Source organism: Phytohabitans maris, assembly GCF_031085175.1.
In the GTDB taxonomy this organism is placed as follows: Bacteria; Actinomycetota; Actinomycetes; order Mycobacteriales; family Micromonosporaceae; genus Phytohabitans; species Phytohabitans maris.
In genome coordinates, this window is the sequence record NZ_JAVHUY010000004.1 from 226,635 (window position 1) to 249,532 (window position 22,898).

The 22,898-nt window shown below is 75.7% G+C and carries 13 protein-coding genes; 6 read left to right on the forward strand and 7 right to left on the reverse strand.

Going from position 1 to position 22,898, the window contains the following annotated elements; all coding sequences use genetic code 11:
• Window positions 1-25: 25 nt before the first annotated feature.
• Window positions 26-1,696, reverse strand: a complete 1,671-nt coding sequence (locus RB614_RS05950; RefSeq protein ID WP_308711338.1) for a GMC oxidoreductase — start codon at window positions 1,694-1,696, stop codon at window positions 26-28.
• Between the two features lie 93 nt (window positions 1,697-1,789).
• On the opposite strand from RB614_RS05950, the gene RB614_RS05955 reads away from it, so the two are divergent.
• From RB614_RS05955 to RB614_RS05980, 6 genes are all read left to right on the forward strand, one after another.
• A complete protein-coding gene (locus RB614_RS05955; protein ID WP_308711339.1) occupies window positions 1,790-2,656 on the forward strand; it encodes an ABC transporter ATP-binding protein in 867 nt (288 codons plus the stop codon).
• Window positions 2,653-3,330 carry an ABC transporter ATP-binding protein gene (locus RB614_RS05960; RefSeq protein ID WP_308711340.1) on the forward strand — a complete coding sequence of 226 codons (678 nt, stop codon included), beginning with the start codon at window positions 2,653-2,655 and terminating at the stop codon, window positions 3,328-3,330. The genes RB614_RS05955 and RB614_RS05960 overlap by 4 nt, the downstream gene beginning before the upstream one ends.
• On the forward strand, window positions 3,324-6,494 hold the full coding sequence (locus RB614_RS05965) for an FtsX-like permease family protein (protein WP_308711341.1): 3,171 nt from the start codon (window positions 3,324-3,326) through the stop codon (window positions 6,492-6,494). The genes RB614_RS05960 and RB614_RS05965 overlap by 7 nt, the downstream gene beginning before the upstream one ends.
• Window positions 6,491-9,256 (forward strand): FtsX-like permease family protein, encoded by a 2,766-nt coding sequence (locus RB614_RS05970; protein WP_308711342.1) that lies wholly within the window; start codon window positions 6,491-6,493, stop codon window positions 9,254-9,256. The genes RB614_RS05965 and RB614_RS05970 overlap by 4 nt, the downstream gene beginning before the upstream one ends.
• Before the next feature lie 119 nt (window positions 9,257-9,375).
• On the forward strand, window positions 9,376-13,218 hold the full coding sequence (locus tag RB614_RS05975) for a Pls/PosA family non-ribosomal peptide synthetase (protein WP_308711343.1): 3,843 nt from the start codon (window positions 9,376-9,378) through the stop codon (window positions 13,216-13,218).
• Window positions 13,215-14,540, forward strand: a complete 1,326-nt coding sequence (locus tag RB614_RS05980) for a M1 family metallopeptidase (RefSeq protein ID WP_308711344.1) — start codon at window positions 13,215-13,217, stop codon at window positions 14,538-14,540. The genes RB614_RS05975 and RB614_RS05980 overlap by 4 nt, the downstream gene beginning before the upstream one ends.
• A gap of 158 nt (window positions 14,541-14,698) precedes the next feature.
• Here the strand turns inward: RB614_RS05980 and RB614_RS05985 are convergent, their stop codons facing one another.
• The 6 genes from RB614_RS05985 to RB614_RS06010 all read right to left on the reverse strand — a co-directional run bounded on the left by RB614_RS05985 (window position 14,699) and on the right by RB614_RS06010 (window position 22,896).
• On the reverse strand, window positions 14,699-15,973 hold the full coding sequence (locus RB614_RS05985) for a glycosyltransferase (RefSeq protein WP_308711345.1): 1,275 nt from the start codon (window positions 15,971-15,973) through the stop codon (window positions 14,699-14,701).
• 9 nt (window positions 15,974-15,982) lie between these two features.
• Window positions 15,983-18,211, reverse strand: coding sequence for a GH92 family glycosyl hydrolase (locus tag RB614_RS05990; protein WP_308711411.1), 2,229 nt, complete (start codon window positions 18,209-18,211; stop codon window positions 15,983-15,985).
• Between the two features lie 139 nt (window positions 18,212-18,350).
• Window positions 18,351-19,217 (reverse strand): family 43 glycosylhydrolase, encoded by an 867-nt coding sequence (locus RB614_RS05995; RefSeq protein WP_308711346.1) that lies wholly within the window; start codon window positions 19,215-19,217, stop codon window positions 18,351-18,353.
• The gene (locus RB614_RS06000; RefSeq protein WP_308711347.1) at window positions 19,214-20,653 is read right to left on the reverse strand and encodes an RICIN domain-containing protein; all 1,440 of its coding nucleotides are present in this window, start codon (window positions 20,651-20,653) and stop codon (window positions 19,214-19,216) included. Before RB614_RS06000 ends, RB614_RS05995 begins: the two co-directional genes overlap by 4 nt.
• 414 nt (window positions 20,654-21,067) lie before the next feature.
• Entirely contained in the window at window positions 21,068-22,120 is a 1,053-nt protein-coding gene (locus RB614_RS06005; protein WP_308711348.1) for a LacI family DNA-binding transcriptional regulator, read from the reverse strand.
• 11 nt (window positions 22,121-22,131) lie between these two features.
• On the reverse strand, window positions 22,132-22,896 hold the full coding sequence (locus RB614_RS06010; RefSeq protein WP_308711349.1) for an SDR family oxidoreductase: 765 nt from the start codon (window positions 22,894-22,896) through the stop codon (window positions 22,132-22,134).
• Window positions 22,897-22,898: the final 2 nt, after the last annotated feature.

A 22,898-nucleotide genomic window follows, 5' to 3' on the forward strand; every position in this document is an offset into this window, starting at 1 on the left:
GCGCGCCTGCTGGCGACGCCAACGGCTAGAAGACGGTGCCGGCGTCGCGGGCGACGATGTCGGCCAGGCAGCGCTCGGCCAGGGCGGCCACCGTCAGCGCCGGGTTGCACGCCCCGGTCGAGCCCGGAATCAGGGCGCTGTCGACGACGTACAGGCCGCGGTAGCCGGCCAGCCGGCCGTGTCCGTCGCAGGCCCGGCCCAGCACGGCGCCGCCCAGCGGGTGGAACGTGTACGACTCCAGGCCGTTCATGTCCAGCAGCCCGTACGGCGCCGCCGCGGCCAGGGAGAGCAACGGGTCGTCCAGCGCGGGTGGCAGCGGCAGCGGTGGGAGCGGCGGCCAGCCGGTCGCGGTCACGAGCTGCCGCAGGGTGGTCGCGATCGCCTCCCGCGCGCCCCGGTCGCCGTCGGCGGACCAGGTCAGCTCCACGTCGTCGGTCGCCGGCCGGTACTCGAAGCGGCCGACCGGCGCGCAGAGGCCGATGCCGGGCAGGGGCATGGCGTGGGTCTCGACCGGAAACGGCGCCGGGCCGAACTCGATCGTCACGGGATCGGGGTCGTCCCACTTCATGATGGCGACGCTGGTGGGGCCGCCCTGCCGCGCGCCGGTCGGTTCGGGGACCAGGGCGCGCAAGTAGAGCCGCAGGCCGTTGTTGCCCCAGTGCCGGCCGACGTGTTCGTTGAGGGCCGGCAGCGCCCCGGTGTCCCGGGCGCGGACCAGCAGCCGGCTGGTGCCCATCGAGCCGGCGGCGAAGAACACCGCGTCCGTGGTGAGCGCGAACCGCTCCAGCAGCACGCCGTCGGCGTCGATGCGGTCGGCCCGCACGACATACCGGCCGCGCGGGTCGATGCTCACGCCGGTCACCACGTGCAGCGGCCGGACGCTGGTCCGGCCGGTCGCCTCGGCCCGGGCCAGGTAGTTGCGGTCGACCGAGGTGCGCGCGCCGCTGTTGACGCCGGTCAGGTACTCGCCGATCGAGGCGGACGGCACCGCGCGGCCGGCGAGCTCGGCGCGGACGACGTCCCAGTCGCAGGCCTCGTCGAGGCGGCCCGCCGGCAGCCCGGCGCGGCGGGCCTGGTCCAGAAAGAGCCGGGTGCCGGCGTACCGTTCGTGGGCCAGCACGTCGTCGGGGATCGTGCCGACGCCGATCGCGGCGCGGACCAGCGGGTAGAACCGGTCGGCCATCTCCCGGTAGTCCACCTCGGCCGGCATCACGCGCGCGAACAGCGCCTCGGCCGGCTGCAGCATCACGCCGTCGACCAGCGAGAGGCCACCGACGCCGGCGCCGCAGATCACGTTCATGCCGCGGCCGTAGATCTTCTCGAACAGCCCCGCGTACGGCCGGTAGACGGCGGGCGGCATGCCGGGGTAGACCGGCGCCGGCGTAAACCAGGACGACCGGCGGTCCGGCCGGAGAAACGGCGGGAAGGTGTCGCCCGCCGCGGTGACCGGCCAGCGCCGTCCCCGTTCCAGCACAACATTCGGTACGCCGGCGGCGGCCAGCCGGTGCGCCGCTACGGCCCCGCCGTACCCACTCCCGATGATCACCACCCGGTGCCGTTCCTCCACTGTGGGCACCGGCCGGCCAGCGGCCGATCCCTTTCGCGGAAACGCCGGCGGGCCGGCAACCGCGCCGACCGCGGCAGCGGCGGCGAAGCCCAGCAGCTCCCGGCGGCTCAGGTCCACGGTCCCGGCCATCCCTTTACGATGGCGGAACCCGGCTGGCCGCGCCACCCGGGGGGCCGGTCGCGTATTGACGGCGGCGATCACGCGGGGTGAGGATCTGACACGATGATCGCCTGCGAGAGCTTGGTACGGATCTACCAGACCGGGTCGGTCGAGGTGCAGGCGCTGCAAGGGCTCGACCTGGTCGTGGAGCGCGGCGAGATGGTGGCCGTCGTCGGGGCGTCCGGGTCGGGGAAGTCGACGCTGCTCTCCATCCTCGCCGGGATCGACGCCCCGACCGCCGGGCGGGCGCGGGTCGACCGGTGGGACCTGCTGGCGATGTCCCGGGCCGACCGGGTGCGCTACCGGCGGCACACGGTCGGGTTCGTGCGGCAGCAGACCGCCAGCAACCTCGTGCCGTACCTGACCGCGCGCCAGATGGTCGACCTGCCGATGACCGCCGCCCGCACGCCGGCCCGCGAGCGCCGCACCCGGGCCGGTGAGCTGCTGGCCGCCCTCGGCGTCGCGGACTGCGCCGACCGGCGCCCGGCCGAGCTCTCCGGCGGCGAGCAGATGCGGGTCGCGATCGCGGTGGCGCTCGCCAACCGGCCCCGCGTGCTGCTGGCCGACGAGCCGACCGGCGAGCTGGACGCGGCCACCTCGGCCCAGGTCTTCGAGGCGTTGCGGGGCGTCAACCGGGAGTTCGGCGTCACCGTCGTCGTGGTGACCCACGACCCTGAGGTCAGCGGCAAGGTCGCGCGTACGGTGGCGATCCGGGACGGGCGGACCAGCAGCGAGGTGCTGCGCCGCACCGCCACCGGCGCGGACGGCGGCACGCACGTGATCGCCGAGGAGTACGCGGTGATGGACCGGGCCGGGCGGGTCCAGATACCGCGCGACTACCGGGAGGCACTCGCGCTGACCCGGCGGGTCCGGCTGGCGCTGGAGGCCGACCGCGTCGAGGTACGCCCGGACCTCGGCGGCGGCGCGTGACGGCCGACCTGGTCAGCGTGCGCGGCGTACACCGGCGCTTCGGCTCCGGTCCGGCGTCGGTGCACGCGCTGCGGGACGTGTCGTTCGACGTGGCCGCCGGCACGATGGTCGCGCTGGTCGGGCGCTCCGGCTCGGGCAAGACGACCCTGCTGAACGTCGTCGGCGGCCTGGACCGGCCGGACGAGGGGACGGTCGTCGTCGACGGCACCGAGGTCACCGCGCTCGACGACGACGGCCTGTCCGACCTGCGGCGGTCCCGGGTCGCGTACGTGTTCCAGACGTTCGGCCTGATCCCGGTGATGACGGCGGCGGAGAACGTCGGCGTTCCGTTGCGGCTGGCCCGCGTGCCCACAGTGGAGCGTGAGCGGCGGGTGGAGCTGTTGCTGGACCTGGTCGGCCTGGCCGACCACGCCGCGCAGCGCCCGGACGAGCTCTCCGGCGGCCAGCAGCAGCGGGTGGCGGTCGCCCGGGCCCTGGCCGCCTCGCCCCGGCTGCTGATCGCCGACGAGCCGACCGGGCAGCTGGACGCCGAGACGGGGCTGTCGGTGATGGCGCTGCTGCGCGGCGTCGTGGAGTCCGAGGGCGTCACGGTGCTGGTGTCCACACACGACCCGGTGATGATGGAGCTCGCCGACCGGGTGCTGCGCATGCACGACGGCCAGGTCTCGTGCTGAGGCTGCTCGCCCGCCGCGCCCGCGCGCAGTGGCCGCTGCTGGCCGCCCTGCTCGCCGTCGTCACGATCGGCGCGACGCTGCTCGGCACCTGCGCCCTCCTCGTCACCCGTACCGCCGGGCGGGCGATCGAGGTCGTGGCGGCCCGCGCGGCGCCCGACGACGTCAAGGTCACCGCGTACAACGTCACGGTCCGCGGGGCGGACGCGGCCTCGGTCGCGGCAGACAGCCGGGACGTGCTGACCTCGGCGCTCGCGCCGTTCCCGGCGACCACGGCCACCCGCGTCTCGTCGGTCAACCGGTCGCTGCCGTCGGCGCCCCGGGTGGACGGGCTGCCCGCCGAGACGTACCTGTCCGGGCTCGACGACCTCCCGGCCCGGGCCACGCTGGCCGCCGGGCGCTGGCCGCGCGCCGCGACCGGCCGCGCCGCCGCGCTGGAGGCCGCCGTCCTCGAGCCCACCGCCCGGCTGCTCGGCCTCGCCCCCGGCGACCGGGTCCGCCTCGGCGCGGAGCTCTCCGTCGACCCGGCGCCGCCGCTCGACGTCACCGTCGTGGGCGTCGCGCGGCCGCTGCCCGGCGCCGGCTGGGACCGCGACCCGCTCGCCGGCGCCGGCTACGACCTCCACTTCGAAGGACAGAACCCCCAGCCGGTACACGCGTACGGGCCGTTCCTGGTCGACCTCGCCGACCTGTTCGGCAGCGGCTCGCTCGTCGGCCGGCTGGAGGTCACCGCCCGGCCGGACCTGTCCCGCGCCACCCGCCGCGACCTGGACACCGTCACCGGCAACATCTCCGGCGCCGACCGGCGGCTGGCCGGCGCCCTCGGCGACCGGGTACGGATCGAGCGCGTCGAGTCGCCGCTGCCGGACACGATCGGGCGGGCCCGCGAGCAGCAGCGGGTGACCGCCGCGGCGGTACTCGCCCTCGCCGTCCTGGGCTGCCTGCTCACCGCGACCGCCCTCGCCCTGGCCGGCCGCCTCACCGCCGGCCTGCGTACCGGGGAGCACGCCCTGCTCTCCGCACTCGGGGTCGGCCCCGGCCAGTTCGCCGCCGCCGCGACCGTCGAGGGCGGCGCGCTCGCGCTGCTCGCCGCCGCGCTGGCGGTACCCGCGTCGTCCGCGCTGCACGCCGGCCTGACCCACCTGGCCCCGCTCTCCGGCGCCGGGCTCGCCACCGGTCCGGGCGTCGGGGCCGCGCAGGTGCTCGCGGTCGCCGCCGGCGCGTTCGGGCTCGCGGCGGTGCTCGTCGTCCTCGCGGTCCGGCGCGCCGCCCCGCCCGCCGACCGCCGCCACCGGCGCGACCTGCTCGCCCGTTCCGGGGCCGACCTGCTGCTCGTCGCGTTCGCCGCCGCCGGCTGGTGGCAGCTGGCGGCCCAGCCGACCGGCTCCGGCGCCCGCGCCGACGCGGTCCGCGTGGTCGCGCCGGCGCTGGTGCTCGCCGCCGGTGCCGCGCTGGCGCTGCGGGTCGCCCCGCCCGCGCTGCGCGCCGCCGACCGGCTGGCCCGCAGGGCCCGCGGGCTGGCGTTTCCGCTCGCCGCGACCGAGGCTGCCCGCCGCTCCCACGCGATGGCCGCCGGCCTGCTGGTCGGCCTGGCCTGCGCGGCCGGCACGTTCGGGATCGGGCTCGACGCGACCTGGGATCGCTCGCAGCGCGACCAGGCCGACCTCTCCGTCGGCACCGACCTCGCCCTCACCCTGGCCGCCGCACCCCGTACCGGCGACGGCGCGGCGGTCGGCGCGGCCACCGGGGGCACGGTGAGCCCGGCCGCCGACCGGGGGATCGCGGTCGGGCAGTGGATCGGCAGCGCGGGCGACCCGCCCCGGCTGGTCGCCGTCGACACCGCCCGGGCCGGGTCCCTGCTCCGCGGCCGGCTGGACGGCGACCGCGGCTGGGCGGGGGTGGGGGCCGCCCTCGCGCCGCCGACCCCGGCCGGCGGCCTCGCCGTACCGGCCGGTGCCGTGCTCACGATCTCCGGTACGGCGACCGGCGCGGCACCGGTCGCGGTCACGCCCCGGCTGCTGATGCAGGACGCCACCGGCCTGCGGACCGCCTGCGACGGCGAGCCGCTCCCGCTCGACGGCACGACCCACCGGCTGCCGGACTGCGCCCCGGTCGACGGCCTGCGGCTGGTCGCGGTCGCCCTGCCGATCCTGCCGGCCGGGCCCGTCGACCCCGGCAGCAGCGCCGTCGCCGTCACCCTCACCGTGCCGGGCACGGCGCCCGGGCCGGCGCCGTGGACCGCCACCTCCGCGCCGCCCGCGCCCGAGCGGCTCGTCGCGCCGGCCGCCGCCGCGACCGGTACGCCCGCCGGGGCCGAGCTGAGGATGACCGCGACCGCGTCGCTGGGTGGCCCGGAGAACGCCGCCCGCACGCTGGTCGCCACCGCCTTCCCCGACCCCGGTCCGGTACCGGTCGCCATCTCCGGCCGGTTCGCGCGGGAGCTGAACGTCCACAAGGGAGCCCCGCTCAGCGTCGCCATCGGCACCACACCGGTCGCGTTGAACGTCGCCGAGGTGCTGCCCAGCGTCCCGTCCGCGCCGGGCGCCGCCGCGATCCTGGCCGACCTGGACACCCTCTCCCGCGCGCTCGTCGCGGCCGGCAACCTGGACTTCCCGATGGACGCCTGGTGGGTCGGCGACCCGGCGTACCCGGACGCGGCGGCCCGCGCCACCGGCCTGCACCTCGGCACCGTCACCACCCGAGCCGAGGAGGCCGCCCGGCTCGCCGGCAGCCCGCCCCGCGCCGGCCTGCCCGCCGCGCTCCGGCTGCTCGTACCCGCCGCGGCCCTGCTGCTGCTCGCCGGCGTGGTCCTGCACGTGACGTTCGACCTGCGGGCCCGGGCGGTCGAGGTGGCCCGGCTGCGCGGCCTGGGCATGTACCGGCGGGAGATCCGCGCCGTCCTGCTCGGCCAGCACGCCGGGGTACTCCTGCCGCTGGTGGTGGCCGGGGCGGCGGTCGGCGCGCTCGCCACGTACGCCGTCGCGCCGCTGATGGTCCGCTCCGATACCGGTGCCGTACCCGTTCCGGCGGTCCTGCCGGTCTGGCCGTGGGCGGCCGAGGCCGTCCTGCTCGCGCTGCTGCTGGCCGGCGCCCTCCTCGCCGTGGCCGCCGCGGTCGTGGCCCAGGCCCGGCGGGCGGACGCGGCCCACCTGCGGGTGGCGTCGTGATCCGGCCGGCCCTCCACCGGCCCAGCGTCCGGGGCCGGGCCCGCGCCGACGCCGGGCCGCTGCTGCTGGTCGCCGCCGTCGTCGCGGTCGTCACGCTGCTCGCCGGCGCGGCGCCACCGCTGCTGCGCGCGACCGCCGACGACGCGGTCCGGGACGCGGCCCGTACCGCCGGCCGGGACGGCGACGTGCTGGCCCACGCCCGCTGGGAGTACGACGACGCGCCGGACGGCGGCCGGATCCGCGCGCCCCGCCTCGCCGAGGACGTCGACGACTTCCGCGAGCGGGCCACGGAGGCGCTCGATCCGGGGCTGCGCGCCGTGCTCCGCCCGCCGGTCGCGGTCGTCACCAGCCCCACCCTCAAGGTCACCGAGGGCACCGCGCCGCGCACGTTCCGGCTCGCGTACCTCGTGGACGGGCGCGGGCCGCACAGCCAGACGCGGGTGACCTGGGTGGCCGGGAGCCCGCCAGCGCCCTCGGTGCCGCCGGAGCGGGAGAGCCTCACGGTCCCGTACGGCGGACCGCCCTGGCCGGTCCAGATCGGACTGTCCGAGGTGGACGCCGCCGAGCTGGGCGTGCGCCCGGGTGACCGGATCCCGCTCGTCGACGAGTTCCGGCGGGCGAAGGACGTCCAGGTCAGCGGCGTCTTCCGGGCCGAGGACAGCGGCGACCCGACCTGGCGGCTCGCGCCCTGGCTGCTGCGGCCGGTCGCCGGCGCCGACGGCGTGGGCACCACCCGGCTCGGCGGCCTGCTCTCGCCCGGCTCGCTTCCCGACGCCCGGCTCGCCTTCGACCAGGACGAGCTCGACCGCGCCGTACGCTTCAGCCCCGAACCCGGCGCGCTCGACTCGGGCACGGCCGAGGCGGTCACCGGTACCCTCGTCACGCTCAAGGCGACCTCCGGCGCGTCCAGCGTCCAGGACACGTCGCTGAAGTGGGAGACCCAGCTCGACCTGGTGCTGCGCGAGGTACAGACCCGGGTGAACGCCGCCTCCGCGCAGGCCTCCGTCCTGCTCGCCGCCGTCCTGACCGGTGCGGTGCTGGTCCTGCTGCTCGCCGCGGATCTGCTGGCCCGCCGCCGCACCCAGCCGCTGGCCGCCGCCCGGCAGCGCGGTACGGGACTGCCCGACCTCGCCGCCGAGCTGCTGGTCGAGTCCGCCGCGGTCGCGCTGGTGGCCGCCGGGGTCGGGCTGGCGCTGGCCCGCCTGGTCGCGCCGGGCGTCTCGTGGTGGTGGGCGGTCCCGGTGGCCCTCGCCGCGGCCGCCGCCGGCCCGGGGTTCGGCACGCTCCACGCCGCCCGGGCCACCCGGGACCGCCGCGCCCCGGCCAACCGGGCCGCCCGCCGCTGGCTGGCCCAGACCCGGCAGCTGCGCGGCGCCGCCGTGGAGGTCGCGGTCCTGGTCGCCGCGGCCGCCGCGCTCGTCGCCCTGCACCAGCGCGGCATCCTGCCCGCCCCGGCCGGCGGCGCCGCCGGCCCGTGGTCCACATCGGACGGTGAGGCCGCGCTGCCGTCGAGCGCACCCGCCCTCGGCGCCGTCGCCGGCGCGCTCGCACTGCTGCGGCTGCTGCCCGCCGGTACCCGCGCCGCGCTGCGGTGGGCGCTGCGCTCGCGCCGCCCGCTCGCCGCGTTCGGGGCCGCCCGCGCCGCCGCCACGGCCAGCCACGCGCTGCCGCCGCTGGCGATGGTCGCCGCCGCCGCGCTGGCCGCGTTCGCGCTCACGCTCGGCGCCACCGCGGACCGCGGCCTGGCCGACGGGGCGTGGCGCACGGTCGGCGCCGACGCCCGCCTCGACGCCAACCCGGCGGCCGGCGTCGACATGCGCGCGCTCGCCGGGCGCGTCGCCGCGTCGCCGGGGGTACGGCAGGCCGTCGCCGCCCAGGTCGTCGACGGCGCCCGGGTCACCACCGAGTCGGCGCTGGTCACCCCGCGCCTGGTCGTCGTGGACGCGGCGGCGTTCCGGCGGCTGCTGGCCACCACGCCGCTGCCGGACGCGCCCGACCTCGCCCGGCTCGGGCCGGCCGGTCCGGGTGGCGTACCGGCGCTGGTGCGGTCCGGCGACGGCAGCCTGCGCCCCGGCATGCGGCTGCGGCTGCCCCGCGACGGCGACGCGGAGGCCGTGCCGCTCACCGCGGTCGGCACGGCACCGGCCGTCGGCGGTACCGGCGACGTGGTCGTCGTGGACGCCGCCGCCCTCACCGCCGCCGGCGTACCCGTGGTCCCGAACACCGTCTGGGTCACCGGACCCGGCACCGCGCGGGCCGTCGCCGCCGGGACCGACGGCGTGGACACGGTGCTGCGCGCCGGCGTCCTCCACGAGCGCCGCGGCGCGCCGCTGACCGCCGGGCTGCTCCGCCTCGCCTGGACCTCGGCCGCCGTCCTGCTCGCCCTGGGCCTGCTCGGGCTCGCGCTGGGCGCGGCCGAGGGCGCCCCGGAACGCTGGCAGACCCTCAGCCGGCTGCGCACGCTCGGCCTGCGGCTGCGCGAGGCCCGGTGGGTCGCCGCCGGCGAGTTGCTGCCCCCGGTGGCGGTCGCGGCGATCGGCGGGCCGCTGCTCGGCGTCCTGCTCGCGTACCTGACGGCTGGCCCGCTCGCGCTGCGGGTGGTCGTCGGCGCGGAGGGCGACCCGCCGGTGGCGGTGCCGTGGTGGGGGATCGCCCCGCTCGCAGCCGCCTTCCTCGCGGCAGTCGCCGTGGTGGTCCCGGTCGAGGCGGCCGTGCGCCGCCGGCGCCGGCTCGGCGAGGTACTCCGCGCCGGCGCCGGATAGTGCCCGCCGCGTGTGGCGGCCGACACGAACGGGACATACGTCCGTTACGCGCCGTTCAACTGCCGTAGGGTAGACGGCTGGCCGCGCGCCCCCTTGGCGTACGTCCAGGAAGGTGCGCGATGACCCTGACCCCCGTACTGCCCGCCGCCCCCGCCGTCTTCGGCTCGGATCGCGCCCCGGCACCCCGTACGCTGCTGGACGTCTTCGCCGACACGGTCGCCCGGCACCCGGACGCGCCCGCCCTCGACGACGGCACCGGGGTGTACGACTACCGGCGGCTAGCGGCCGAGGTGGCGGCCGTGTCCGAGAAGCTCGCCGCGGTGGGCATCGGCACCGGCGACCGGGTCGGGATCAGGATCTCCTCCGGTACCGCCGAGCTCTACGTCGCGATCCTCGGCGTGCTCGCGGCCGGCGCGGCGTACGTGCCGGTGGACGCCGACGACCCGGACGAGCGGGCGGAGCTGGTCTTCGCGGAGGCCGGCGTCTGCGCGGTGCTCGGCGACCGCGGGGCGATCTCGATCCGCGCGGCGGGCGACGAGCCGCGCCCGGACGACGACGCCTGGATCATCTTCACCTCCGGCTCGACCGGCCGGCCCAAGGGCGTCGCGGTCAGCCACGCGTCCGCGGCGGCCTTCGTGGACGCCGAGGCGGCGCTCTTCCTGGCCGCGGCGCCGATCGGGCCGGGCGACCGGGTGCTGGCCGGGCTCTCCGTGGCGTTCGACGCCTCGTGCGAGGAGATGTGGCTGGCCTGGCGGCACGGCGCCTGCCTGGTACCGGCCGCGCGGTCGCTGGTCCGCGCCGGCGCCGACCTCGGCCCCTGGCTCGCCGAGCGGGGCATCACGGTGGTGTCGACGGTGCCCACGCTCGCCGCGCTCTGGCCGGCCGAGGCGCTGGACGGCGTACGGCTGCTGATCTTCGGCGGCGAGGCCTGCCCGCCCGAGCTCGCCGAGCGTCTCGCCGTGCCCGGCCGCGAGGTGTGGAACACCTACGGGCCGACCGAGGCGACCGTCGTGGCCTGCGCCGCCCGGCTCACCGGCGACGGGCCGGTGCGGATCGGGTTGCCGCTGCCCGGCTGGCGGCTCGCGGTGGTCGACCGCTCCGGCGACCCGGTGGGGATGGGCGACACCGGCGAGCTGGTGATCGGCGGCGTGGGGCTGGCCCGCTACCTCGACGCCGCCAAGGACGCCGAACGGTTCGCGCCGCTGCCCTCGCTCGGCTGGGACCGCGCCTACCGCAGCGGCGACATCGTCCGCGCCGAGCCGGAAGGGCTGCTCTTCGTCGGCCGCGACGACGAGCAGGTGAAGCTCGGCGGCCGCCGGATCGAGCTGGGCGAGGTCGACGCCGCGCTCCAGGCGCTGCCCGGCGTGGCCGGCGCGGCCGCGGCGGTGCGCCGTACCAACGCCGGCAACCAGGTCCTGGTCGGCTACGTGACCGTGCTCGACGGCGCGGCCTTCGACCCGGAGGCGGCCTCCGCCCGGCTGCGCGAGACGTTGCCTGCCGCGCTGGTCCCGCTGCTCGCGGCCGTCGACGCGCTGCCGACGCGTACCTCCGGAAAGGTGGACCGGGCCGCCCTGCCCTGGCCACTGCCGACTGTGGACGGCGGGCCGGCGGCGCTCACCGGCACCGAGGCGTGGCTCGCCGAGGGCTGGGCGGAGATCCTCGGCGTGCGGGTCACCGACGCCGGCGCCGACTTCTTCCGCAACGGCGGCGGCAGCCTCGCCGCGGCCCAGCTGGTCGCCTGGATCCGCCGGCGCCACCCGCGGGCCTCCGTCGGCGACCTCTACCAGCACCCGAAGCTGGGCGACCTGGCGGCCGTGCTGGACGCGCTGGACGCCGGCGCCACGACCGCCCGGGAGGTCGCCCCCACGCCGGGGCGGGCCGGCGCCGTACAGACCCTGCTGACGGTGCCGCTGCTGACCGTCGTCGGGCTGCGCTGGCTGACCGTGCTGGCCGCTGCCGCCAAGCTGCTGGGTACGCCGTGGGCGCCGGCGGTCTCCTGGTGGTGGGTGGCGCTGGGCTGGTTCGTGCTGTTCAGCCCGGTCGGCCGGATCGCCGTCTCGGCCGGCGGGGCGCGGCTGCTGCTGTCCGGCGTGCGGCCGGGCAGCTACCCCCGGGGCGGCTCCGTCCACCTGCGACTGTGGGCCGCCGAACGGCTCGCCGACCTCAGCGGCGCCACCAGCGTGGCCGGCGCGTCCTGGATGATCCGGTACGCGCGGGCGCTCGGCGCCGAGATCGGCCGGGACGTCGACCTGCACTCCGCGCCACCGGTCACCGGCCTGCTGAAGCTGGGCCGGGGCGCGGCCGTCGAGCCGGAGGTCGACCTCTCCGGGTACTGGGTCGACGGCGACCTGGTCCACATCGGATACACCTGGGTCGGCGCCGGCGCCCGGGTCGGCGCGCGCAGCACGCTGCTGCCGGGCGTACGGATCGGCAAGGGCGCCGAGATCGGTCCCGGCTCGACGGTGCGCGGGACGGTACCGGCCGGCCAGCGCTGGGTCGGTGCCCCGGCCGCACCGGCCGGCAAGAGCGCGCACACCTGGCCGGCCCGCCGTCCCGCCCGGTCGCGGCGCTGGGTCGCCGCGTACGGGGTCACCTCGTTCCTGCTCGGGCTGCTGCCGGCCGTCGCCGCGCTGCCCGGGATCGCGGTCCTGGCCCGGGCGACCGCGGGCTCGGCCACGCTCGGCGAGGCGGTGACCGCCGCGCTGGTCGCCACGCCGCCGGCCGCGCTGGCGTACGTCGCCGGGTACGCGCTGCTGGTGCTGGTCGCGGTCCGCGCGCTCAGCGTGGGGCTGCGGGCCGGCTACCACCCGGTGCACAGCCGGGTCGCGTGGCAGGTGTGGGCGACCGAGCGCTTGATGGGCATGGCCCGGGTCGGGCTCTTCCCGCTGTACGCCAGCGTGCTGACGCCGGCGTGGCTGCGGCTGCTCGGCGCGAAGGTGGGCCGGGGCGTGGAAGCCTCCACGGTGCTCGCGCTGCCGAAGATGACCACCGTCGCGGACGGGGCGTTCCTGGCCGACGACACGATGGTGGCCACCTACGAGCTGCGGCAGGGGTGGCTGCACGTGGCGCCCACCCGGATCGGCAAGCAGGCGTTCCTCGGCAACTCCGGGATGGCCGCCCCCGGCCACTCGGTGCCGAAGCGGGGGCTGGTCGGCGTCCTGTCGTCCGCGCCGCGCAAGGCGAAGAAGGGCTCGTCGTGGCTGGGCATGCCGCCGATGCCGCTGCGCCGGTCGCCGGAGGCCGCGGACAGCAGCCGCACGTACGCCCCGCCGGCCCGGCTGAAGGCGGCCCGCGCGCTGGTCGAGCTCTTCCGCCTGGTACCGGTGGTGTGCGGCGCGGCCCTCGCGGTGCTCGTCCTGGCCGCGCTGGCGGCGGTGTGGCACGCGCTCGGGCCGGTCGCCGCGGGAGCGCTGTCCGGGGTGGTGCTGCTCGCCGCCGGGGTACTGGCGGCGGCCAACGCCACCGCGGCGAAGTGGCTGCTGGTCGGGGAGTTCCGGGCCGGCGACCGTCCACTGTGGGACTCGTTCGTGTGGCGCAACGAGCTGGCCGACACGTTCGTGGAGGTGCTCGCCGTACCGTGGCTGCTCGGCGCGGCCAGCGGCACCCCGCTGCTCGCCGGCTGGCTCCGGACGATGGGCGCGAAGATCGGCCGCGGCGTGTGGCTGGAGACGTACTGGCTGCCCGAGTTCGACCTGGTCCGGCTCGGCGACGGGGCGACGGTCAACCGGGGGTGCGTCGTGCAGACCCACCTGTTCCATGATCGAATCATGAGCATGGATCAGGTGACCCTGGAGCCGGGCGCCACGCTCGGCCCGCACGGCATCGTGCTGCCCGGCGCGACGATCGGCGCCCGGACGACGGTCGGCCCCGGCTCGCTGGTGACCCGCGGCGACACGGTACCGGCCGACTCCCGCTGGCTCGGCAACCCGATCGCCGCCTGGCCCGCCCAGCAGCGGGGATGAAGGAGGCGGCCCGGCCCGGTGCGGACCGCTCCGGCGACCCGTACCTGCCCGAGCACGGCAACGGCGGCTACCGGACCCGCCACTACGACCTGGAGCTGGACTACCGGATCGCCACCAACCGGCTCACCGGCAAGGCGACGGTCACGGCGGTCGCCACGCACGGGCTGTCCCGGCTCAGCCTCGACCTGGCCGGGCTCCGGGTCGCCCAGGTGCTCGTCGACGGGGCGGCCGCGAGGTTCACCCACGTACGCCAGAAGCTGCACGTCCGGCCGGCCCGCGAGGTGCCGGCCGGCGCGGAGTTCCGGGTCGAGGTCCGCTACGCGGGGCGGCCCCGGCCGGTCGCCGGGCGGTGGGGCGACATCGGCTGGGACGAGCTGGCCGACGGCGTGCTCGTGGCCAGCCAGCCGGTCGGCGCGCCGTCCTGGTTTCCCTGCGACGACCATCCGGCGGACAAGGCGAGCTACCGGATCGCGGTGACGGCGGCGACGCCGTACACGGTGGTGGCCACCGGGAAGCTGACCGATCGGCGGCGCGGCGCGAGCACCACGACCTGGCTCTACGAGCTGCCCGAGCCGACCTCCTCGTACCTGGTGAGCGTCCAGATCGGACGGTACGAGCGGGTCAACCTCTACAGTGGAGAGCCGGCGCAGCGGGCCGCGGTGCCGACCCGGCTGCGGCAGCGGTTCGCGCACGACTTCGGCCGGCAGGGCGAGATGATGCACGCGTTCCAGCGGTTCTTCGGCCCGTACCCGTTCGCCGAGTACGCCGTCGTGGTCACCGACGACGACCTGGACGACCCGGTCGAGGCGCAGGCGATGTCGGTCTTCGGCGCCAACCACGTGGACGGGCGGCGCACCCACGAGCGGCTCGTCGCGCACGAGCTGGCCCACCAGTGGTTCGGCAACAGCCTGACGGTGGCCGACTGGCGGCACATCTGGCTCAACGAGGGCTTCGCGACGTACGCGGAGTGGCTGTGGTCGGGGGCGTCCGGCGGCCCGCCGGTGGAGGCGCTGGCGAGGATGTGGCACGCGCGGCTCCGGGCCCGCCCGGCCGACCTGCGGATCGCCGACCCGGGCGTGGCCCGGATGTTCGACGAGCGGCTCTACAAGCGGGGCGCGCTGACGCTGCACGCGCTGCGCCGCGAGGTCGGCGACGAGGGGTTCTTCCGGCTGCTGCGGGCGTGGGTCGCCGAGCACCGCCACGGCACGGTGACGACGCCGGAGTTCACCGCGCTGGCGGAGCGGCACGCGGGCCGGCCGCTGGCCGACCTCTTCGGCGCCTGGCTCTACGCCGCCCCGCTGCCCGCCCTGCCACCCCGCTGAGGGCGCTCGCGTGATCGAAGCTCCCCTCATGCCGTTCTAGCGACATGAAGGGAGCTTCGATCACGGCGGCGGCGCCTCGCGAGCGGCGCGCGTCACGGCGGCGCGGGGCGGGCGTCACGGCGGCGCGGGGCGGGCGTCACGGCGGCGCGGGGCGGGCGTCAGCCGATCGCGGCCAGCGGCTCCCGGGCCGGGAAGAGGCTGTCGAAGACGGCGCCCCGCTCGAAGAGCAGCGCGCGGGCCCGGGCCCGCCTTTCCAGGTCGAGCTTTTCGGCCGGCGCCATCTCCAGCACCACCCGGTCGACCGTCCCGGCCAGGGCGGCGATGTCGCCCGGCTCGACGAAGACCGCCGTGTCGCCGACCGCCTCGCCGGTGCCGCCGGTCAGGGTGGTCACGATCGGTCCGCCGCCGGCGAGCATCTTCTCGGCGAGGGCGATGCCGAACGTCTCGACGAAGTCCGGCTCCGGCTTGGTGGGCAGCACGTACGCCGCGCAGCCCGCCATGAGCAGCGGCTTCTCCCGATCGTCCACATCGGTCAGGAACGTGATCCGGTCGTCCTCCTTGGACATCGCCCGCACGTGCTCCAGGGCCGGCCCGGTGCCCGCGACGATCAGCCGTACGCTGTCCCGGCAGCGCATCTGGCCGTACGCGATGACCAGGTCGTAGATGCCTTTGGCCCGGGCCACCCGAGACAGGAAGAGCAGGTAGCCGCCGCGCTCCAGGCCCCGCCGGGCGAGCGCGGCGTCGACCGCGGCCGGGTCCGGGTCGAGGAACGCGGACGCGTCGATCGGCGGGTAGCTGACCGCCACCCGGCGCCGGCACTCGTCGGCGAACCGGGTGCCGCAGTGCGCGTCGACCTCCTCGGCGGAGGCGACGATCTCGTCCCGGGTGTACGCGGAGACGGCCACCACCTCGTCGTTCGCCAGGAACGTGGTGAACAGCACGGTCGCCGCGCCGAACCGCCCCTCCCGCAGGCACGACCGGATCACGTTGGTGACGTCGGAGCCGACCGCCTTGGCGACCGTGCGTACGTCCGGCGCGAACCCGGCGGCGCGGGCGGACGTGACCGCGTCGGTGACCACGGTGGTGTGCGGCACGAGGTACATGGACAGGCAGATGGTCGGCACCCGCTCGGCGAGCAGCTCGACGAGGCGGCCGGTGAGGCCGGCGATGTGCCGCCCGTCCGGCACCCGGTAGTCGCCGACCGCCTCCGGCCGTTCCACGGTGATGCCCGGGCTGTACGGCAGCAGCCGGTCCAGCGGCTTGAGCGGCAGCCCGGCCGCCTGCAGGGTGGGGATCGGCCAGGTGAGCAGGCGCACGTCGTCGTACCCGCGGGTCAGGGCGACCTCGGCCAGGTTGCGGGCCTCGCCGGAGTGGCCGCAGATGACCGGGTCGGCTCTGACCACGATGACGAGGCGGCGGGAGGGCTGGGTCATGCGGTTTCCTCAGGGGATGGCGCTGGGCGCGGAGTGGGAGGGTGGTCGGGTCTCGCATCCCCAGGACGACGGCTGGGAGCCCAGCCGCAGGTGCAGCCGGCCGCCGCGGTGCACGTCGGCGGCGCTCAGGTGGGTGGTGTGCAAGGGTTCGCCGTTGAGGGTGGCCGACTGAACGTACTGTGCCGGTGGGTCGCAGTCGATACCCTCGACGCCGATCGGTGTCTCGCGGTGCCCGCTGGTCTCGATGACGAACTCGCCGTCGGGCACCCGGATCACGGCCCGCTCGAACGCGGGCGCGTTGACCAGAAACAGGCTCTGCCCGGCGACCGGAAACAACCCCAGCGACGCCCACACGTACCAGGAGCTGAGCGCGCCGGAGTCGTCGTTGCCGGGCAGCCCGCCCGGCCCGGTGCCGAACTGCCAGGTGAGCGCCGCCCGCACGACCCGCGCGGTGCGGTCCGGGCGGCCGGCGTAGTGGTAGGCCCAGGGCACCTCCATGTCCGGCTCGTTGTTCAAGCCCTCGAAGCGGTTGAGCGCGAACCCGGCGGCCATCTCGAACGGCGACGGGCGCCGGCCGGGCTGCTTGACCGGGTCAGCGCCGAAGCCGAAGAACTGGTCGAGCATGCCGACGAAGGCCGCGTCGCCGCCGGCCAGGTCGATCCGCGCGGCCATGTCGTGCAGCAGCCGGAACGAGTAGTTCCACTTGCCGCCCTCGTAGAAGTCGGAGTCGCGCAGCAGCCCGGTCGCCGGGTCGAAGGCGTTGGACCACTGCCGGCTGCGCCGCTCCAGGTCGTCGGCGAGGCGCCGGTCGTTGAGGGCGCGGGCCACCTGGGCGGTGCAGTGGTGGGCGTAGGCGAGGTCGAGCGTGTGGCTGATCGGGTGCACCAGGCCGTGCTCGAAGAAGTCCTCGCCGTACAGCCGGCGCAGGTCGTCGACCATGTGCACCAGCGCCCAGCTCCAGTCGACGCCGGCCCGGCCGAGCGCGTGGGCGTCGGCCAGCGCGGTGTGCGCGAGCGCGCTCGCCTGGCGGAAGAAGCGGTCGGCGCCGCGCGCCATCCGGTACCCGTTGGGGAAGTTGCCCTCCTCCTCGCAGACCCGGACCAGCGACTCCAGCAGGTCGGCGAAGCGGTCGGGGGCGATCGCCGACAGCAGCGGCAGCTGCGTCTTGTAGATGTCCCACATCGTGCAGATGTCGAACGCGTACGGCCCGGAGGTCGGCCAGAACGGGCTCTCGTCGTCGGCGAAGCAGGGCTTGATCAGCGAGTGGTACAGCGCCGTCGCCATCACCGAGCGGCGGGCCGGGGTGCCGCCGTCGACCCGGACGCGGTCGACGTGGTCGGCCCAGCGGGTCCGGGCGGCGAGGCGCACCTGGTCGAACGCCGGCTGCGCCGGCCAGCACTCCCGCTCCAGGTTTTGCCGGGCCTGCTCGCAGCCGCGCAGCGAGAACCCGAGCCGTACCTCGATGGTCTGCCCGGCCGTGGCCGGCCCCATGAAGAGCATGCCGAACGGGCGCAGCGTGGTGTGCCGGATGCTGTCGAAGTCGAGCCGGGTGCCGCCGTCGATGAGGCGCCGGTCGTACCAGAGCATCTGCCGCCAGCCCGGGCTGTCCACCTCCAGGTAGACCGAGAGCGGCACGCCCTCCATCACCACCGTGCCCTGCGCCCGGCCGTGCCCCATGCTCTCCACCTGGGCGCGCAGCGGCACCGTGCGGCCGAGCTCGACGTCCAGCCCGCCGCAGGAGAGGTCGACCACGATCCGGGCGCTGCGGTGCTCCGGGAACGTGTACCGGTGGACGGCCACCTTGGTGCCGACGGTCAGCTCGCAGCGCACGCCGGTGTCGAGCGTCGCCGCGTAGTAGCCCGCCTGCGCGACCTCGTCACCCAGCGGCCACGCCTGCCCGAGCGCGTCGAGCGGCTCCACCATCGGCGTGACCCGGACGTAGTTGTAGTACTTGCGGATCGCGCCGGTGCCGGACTGCTGGAAGTGGGTGAAGCCGGATGCCTGCAGCCCGTCGAACATCTCCTCCGGCAGGCCCTCGGTGTTCTTCGTGTACCGCCCGTAGCCGGTCGGGTAGGCACCGGAGTAGGCGCACGCGGAGACCATCCCCAGCGGCGACGTGGCGCCGGGGTGGGTGTTTCCCACCTGGGGCTTGGGCCACCACCACGTGGCGGCGAGACCGCCGGCGCGGGGCAGGTCGGTCGCGGCGGTGCCGATGAACGGGTCGATGTCGTCGAGAATGTTGGGACGCTACCCGCGGCCTGATCTTCTTGGGTTTCGTCCAGGTGAATTCCCGGCGCCCGGGGCGCTGACCGTGATCGAAGCTCCCCTCACGCCGCTAGAACGACGTGAAGGGAGCTTCGATCACAGGCCGGGCGGGCTACATCGGGGTGGCGGTGCCGTGCCGGCAGCCGGAGCAGCCGACCGCGCTCAGGCCGGTCCAGCTGTTCAGGTCGCCGCTCGTCGCGGTCCAGACACCCCCGTTGGTGTACTTGTCGACGTAGATCCGCCAGCGGCCGTCGTCCAGCCGGACCAGGGACGGGCCCTCGTAGCCGGAGCTCCACAGGCGGCCGCGGTTGACCCAGCCCTCCAGGAGGTTCTTGGTGGTGGTCCAGTGCTCGATGTACTTGCCGGTCTCGTCCTTCGTGAACGCGTGCCAGGTGCCGCCCGACTTCACCACGAACGTGTCGATGTGGTTGGTGCCGAGCCCCCACATCTGCGACGGGCCGCTCCACGAGGTGAGGGCGGAGTTCTGCGCGGTGTAGACGTACGGGCGGAAGCAGTTGGAGCAGGTCGTCGCGGCGACGCTGGCGATGACCCGGACCGTGCTCCCCTCGACGTAGAACTCCGGCGCCCAGGTGAAGCGGGTGTTCGCGATGCCCGACGGGACGCTGGCCACGTGCGTCCACGAGGTGAGGTTGGTGCTGGTGGCGATGTTGAAGTACGTCGAGTTGGTGGTCCACGACTGGACCGTGTACGCGATGTAGTACCGGCCGTTGTACTTGAGGATGCTCGGGTCGCGCAGCACGCCGCTCGGGCCGCGGTAGTTGGTGTCGGCGAGCACGCTGTAGTTCGTTCCGCCGTCCGTGGAGCGGTAGACCCACAGCTCCTCGTCGGCGACCGCGTCGCCCTTGAAGGTCGTGTAGACCAGCGTGGTCGCGGCCGCGGCGGGCCGGGGTGCCACGGCGGCGCCCGCCACCAGGGCGAGCAGGGCGGCCAGGGTCGCGGTCAGGCGGTGTCTGGTCATGATGCCGTCCTCGTCCACTGCTGGTTGGTGCCGGAGCCGCAGGCGTACTGCTGGATGTCCGCGCCGTCGGCGGTGTTCGCGCTGACCACGTCGAGGCACTTGTCCGAGTGCCGGGCGCGGAGCTGGAAGTAGCTGCCGGTCGCCACCCACTGCCACTGCTGGTTGGTGCCGCCGCCGCAGGTGTACTGGATGACGTTCGCACCGTCCGCTGTGGACGACGACGCGACGTCCAGGCACTTGCCGGAGTTCTGGTTGACCAGCCGCACGTAGCCGCCGCCGGCGTCCTGGAACTCCCACTTCTGGTTGCCGCCGCCGTTCCAGGAGTACTGCTTCACCTCGGCGTTGTTGGCCGTGGAGTTGCTGACCACGTCCATCACCCGGCCGCTGTGCCGGGCGGTGACGCGGTAGTACGTGGGGGAGCTGCCGGTGACGGTCCCGGTGGCCGTGTCGATGGTGATCGACGGGTACCAGCTCAGGCTCATGCTCGTGCTGGACGGGAAGGCGATCGGCAGCCAGACGTACTGCGAGTCGTTGACCGGCCCGCCCCAGGCGCCGGCCCAGCGGTCGCCCAGGTAGAGGTAGCTCGTCGTCGAGCTGCCCTGGATCGGCAGCACGTACGTCGGCTGCGAGCTGAACGTGGTGCCGTTGCCCACGTTGGTCCAGCCGGTCCACGGGCCGGAGACGGCGGGCGCGGTGGCGTACTGCGCCTGGTTGGGGTTCCAGCCGGTCGCCGCCGAGGTCAGCAGGAAGTACGTGCTGCCCCGCTTGAACATGGCCGGCGCCTCGCGGTGGGCGTCGTTCCAGAAGTTGCCGACCAGGCTGGCCACGTTGAGGTAGTCGGCGGTGAGGCGGTAGATGTGCAGGTCGTAGTTCTCGTCGGCGGCCGAGATCATGTACGCGGTGCCGCCGTCGTTGTAGAGCGTGATGTCGCGGGACATGTGCTGCCCGAGCGGGCGGAAGCTGCCGTGGTACGTGTAGGCACCGTCCACAGTGGCCGACGAGGCGACGGCGGCGCGGGCCTCGCTGTAGTTCGAGCCGTTCTCCTTGTGCATCCACATCACGTACCGGCCGGTGCTCGCGTTGTAGACGACCTTCGGCCGCTCGATGTTGGCGACCTGGAGCTCGGCGGCCGACGACTGGGTCAGCACGTTGTTGCGAAACTCCCAGTCGCGCAGGTTCGTGGAGCGGTACACGGAGACCGCGCGGAAGGTGTTGTCGGCGTTGCGGTTCTCGCCGAACCAGTAGTAGTAGTCACCGACCTTGAGGACGCCGCCGCCGTGGGCGTGCAGCACGTTGCCGGCGGTGTCCCGAAACTGCGTGCCGTTGGTGACGGTGACCGGTGCCGCCTGCGCCGGAGCGGCCACCACGACCGCCGCCGCGCCGGTGGCCAGGACGAGTGCCGCCCCGGCCGCCAGCAGCCGTCTGTTCCTTCTCACGTCGTGCCCCTCCCACCCAAGACATTGATGGTCATCACATTGGTAACACCTTCGTAACCCGGGGGCCAGGGTCCGAAGCGAGTCGATCGATAACGTTCACACTCGAACAGCGCGATCGCGGCCTGCTCTCGACGGTTGTGAATCTAGAACGCTTAGGGCGGATATGGAGCCCTAAACGTTCTAGATCGGCTGAGGAATGGTGGGCGACCGGGCGCGGAGGGTGAGGCCGCGGGAATGCACCCCAAGAAAACGCTCCGCTGCGCTCCACGTTTCCCCGGGGACCCCGCGCAACGGTCCGGACCACCGCGGACGTCGCGGTAGCCCAGATCTCTTTCGGGGTTGGATCCGCTCAAGGCCGAAGCCGCCCCGGGTCCGAAACCTCTCCAGACAGGCCGCGCGCGGTCGGGCGGCCGGCTACGGGCGGGTCAGCGAGGAGGCGCGCACGACCAGGTCGGGCGCGAGCAGCACCCGGTGCGCGGGGCGGCGCTCGCCGCCGAGCAGGCGGGCGACCATGAGCTCCACGGCGAGCCGCCCGAGGTGGCTCTTGGGCGGCCGGACCGCGGTGAGCGCGGGCTCGGCCAGGTGGGCGGTCTCGTCGTCGTAGGCGACGATCGCGAGGTCGCCGGGGATCTCGACGCCCCGTTCCGCGCACCACTGGGCGACCGCCACGGCCTCCGGGTCACTGTGGACGACCAGCGCGGTGACCCCCGCCCGCCGGCACTCCCGCAGGATCCCGGCGACGCGGTCCGGCGTGAGGTACTCGTGCGGGGCCAGGACGGGCGCCAGGTCGGGGTCGGCGCGCGCCGCCCGCCAGGCCCGCATCAGGTGTGCCGAGGTGGGGCTCCGCTCGGCCAGGAGCAGCCCGACGCGGCGGTGCCCCTGCTGGCACAGGTGCCGCACCGCGAGGTCCAGGCCGTGCGCGTGGTCGGTGCGCACCCATTCGGCCGCCGTGCACCCGCGCGGCTCCCGCTCCAGGAGGATCGCCGGCAGCGCCAGCCGGTCCAGCCAGTCGGGCAGCGCGGCGTCCGCGTCGAGTCCGGGCGCGAGCAGCAGCCCGTGTACCTCGCCGGCGTCGACCAGCCGGCCGACCTGGCGGCGGTCCTCGTCCGGGTCGTAGCTGGAGCCGCGCAGCTGGATGGTGACACCCAGCGCGGCCGCCGCGGCCCGGGCCCCGGCCACGACCGGCGGCCAGTAGAAGTCGAGCGACGGGACCACCATGCCGATGGTGAACCGGATCGAGACCCGGCGGGGCTGGCCGACCGCCGGGCGGTGCGCCGGCAGGGTGGCGCCACCGTGCACTTTGGACACGAGGCCACGCTCGGCGAGGGCGGCGATGTCCCGGCGGATGGTCAGCTCGCTGACGCCGAGCTCGCGGGCGAGGTCGCGGACGCGTACCGCGCCGTGCCCGCGCAGCTCGGCGAGCAGCCGTTCCTGCCGCTGCGTCCCGAACAGTCGCTCAGTCGTCACGACGGGCACTCCTAGCGGGCGAGCCAGCCTCCGTCCACGGCGAGGACGGAGCCGTGCACGTACCGGGCGGCGTCGGAGGCGAGGAAGACCACCGCACCCATGAGGTCTTCGGGTGTGCCCCAGCGGCCGGCCGGGATCCGTTCGCGGATCGCGCGTTCCCGGTCCGGGTCGTCGCGCAGGACCATGGTCTGGTCGGTGGCGATGTAGCCGGGGGCGATCGCGTTGACGTTGACGCCCTCGGCGGCCCACTCGTTGGCCAGGGCCCGGGTGAGGCCGACGACGGCGTGCTTGGCCGCGGTGTACGACGGCACCCGCACGCCGCCCTGGTACGAGAGCATCGACGCCACGTTGACGATCCTGCCGTGGCGCTGGCCGAGCATGACCCGCCCGGCCGCCTGGCACAGGTGGAACACCGCGTCCAGGTCGACCCGGAGCACCTGCGCCCAGTCCTCCGGCGGGTGCGCCACGGCGGCCGAACGGCGGATGAGGCCGGCGTTGTTGACCAGCACGTCGAGGCGGCCGAGCCCGGTGACCACCGCCTCGACGGCGTCGGCGAGCGCGTCCGGCCCGGCGGTGGCGAGGTCGCCGGGCACCACCAGCACCCGGCGGCCGAGCGCCTCGATCCGGGCGGCGGTGGCGGTGGGACGGGTGCGGCCCAGCAGCGCGACGTCCGCGCCGGCCTCGGCGAGGGCGGTGGCGAGCGCCTGCCCGATGCCCCGGCCGCCGCCGGTGACCAGGGCGACGCGGCCGTCGAGGCGGAAGCTGTCCAGGACCATCG

Bases quoted from the DNA above. Each gene is read 5' to 3' on its own strand.
- RB614_RS05950 (WP_308711338.1), bottom strand. From the start codon at position 1,696: ATGGCCGGGACCGTGGACCTGAGCCGCCGGGAGCTGCTGGGCTTCGCC.
- RB614_RS05955 (WP_308711339.1), top strand. From the start codon at position 1,790: ATGATCGCCTGCGAGAGCTTGGTACGGATCTACCAGACCGGGTCGGTC.
- RB614_RS05975 (WP_308711343.1), top strand. From the start codon at position 9,376: ATGACCCTGACCCCCGTACTGCCCGCCGCCCCCGCCGTCTTCGGCTCG.
- RB614_RS05980 (WP_308711344.1), top strand. From the start codon at position 13,215: ATGAAGGAGGCGGCCCGGCCCGGTGCGGACCGCTCCGGCGACCCGTAC.
- RB614_RS05985 (WP_308711345.1), bottom strand. From the start codon at position 15,973: ATGACCCAGCCCTCCCGCCGCCTCGTCATCGTGGTCAGAGCCGACCCG.
- RB614_RS05995 (WP_308711346.1), bottom strand. From the start codon at position 19,217: ATGACCAGACACCGCCTGACCGCGACCCTGGCCGCCCTGCTCGCCCTG.
- RB614_RS06010 (WP_308711349.1), bottom strand. From the start codon at position 22,896: ATGGTCCTGGACAGCTTCCGCCTCGACGGCCGCGTCGCCCTGGTCACC.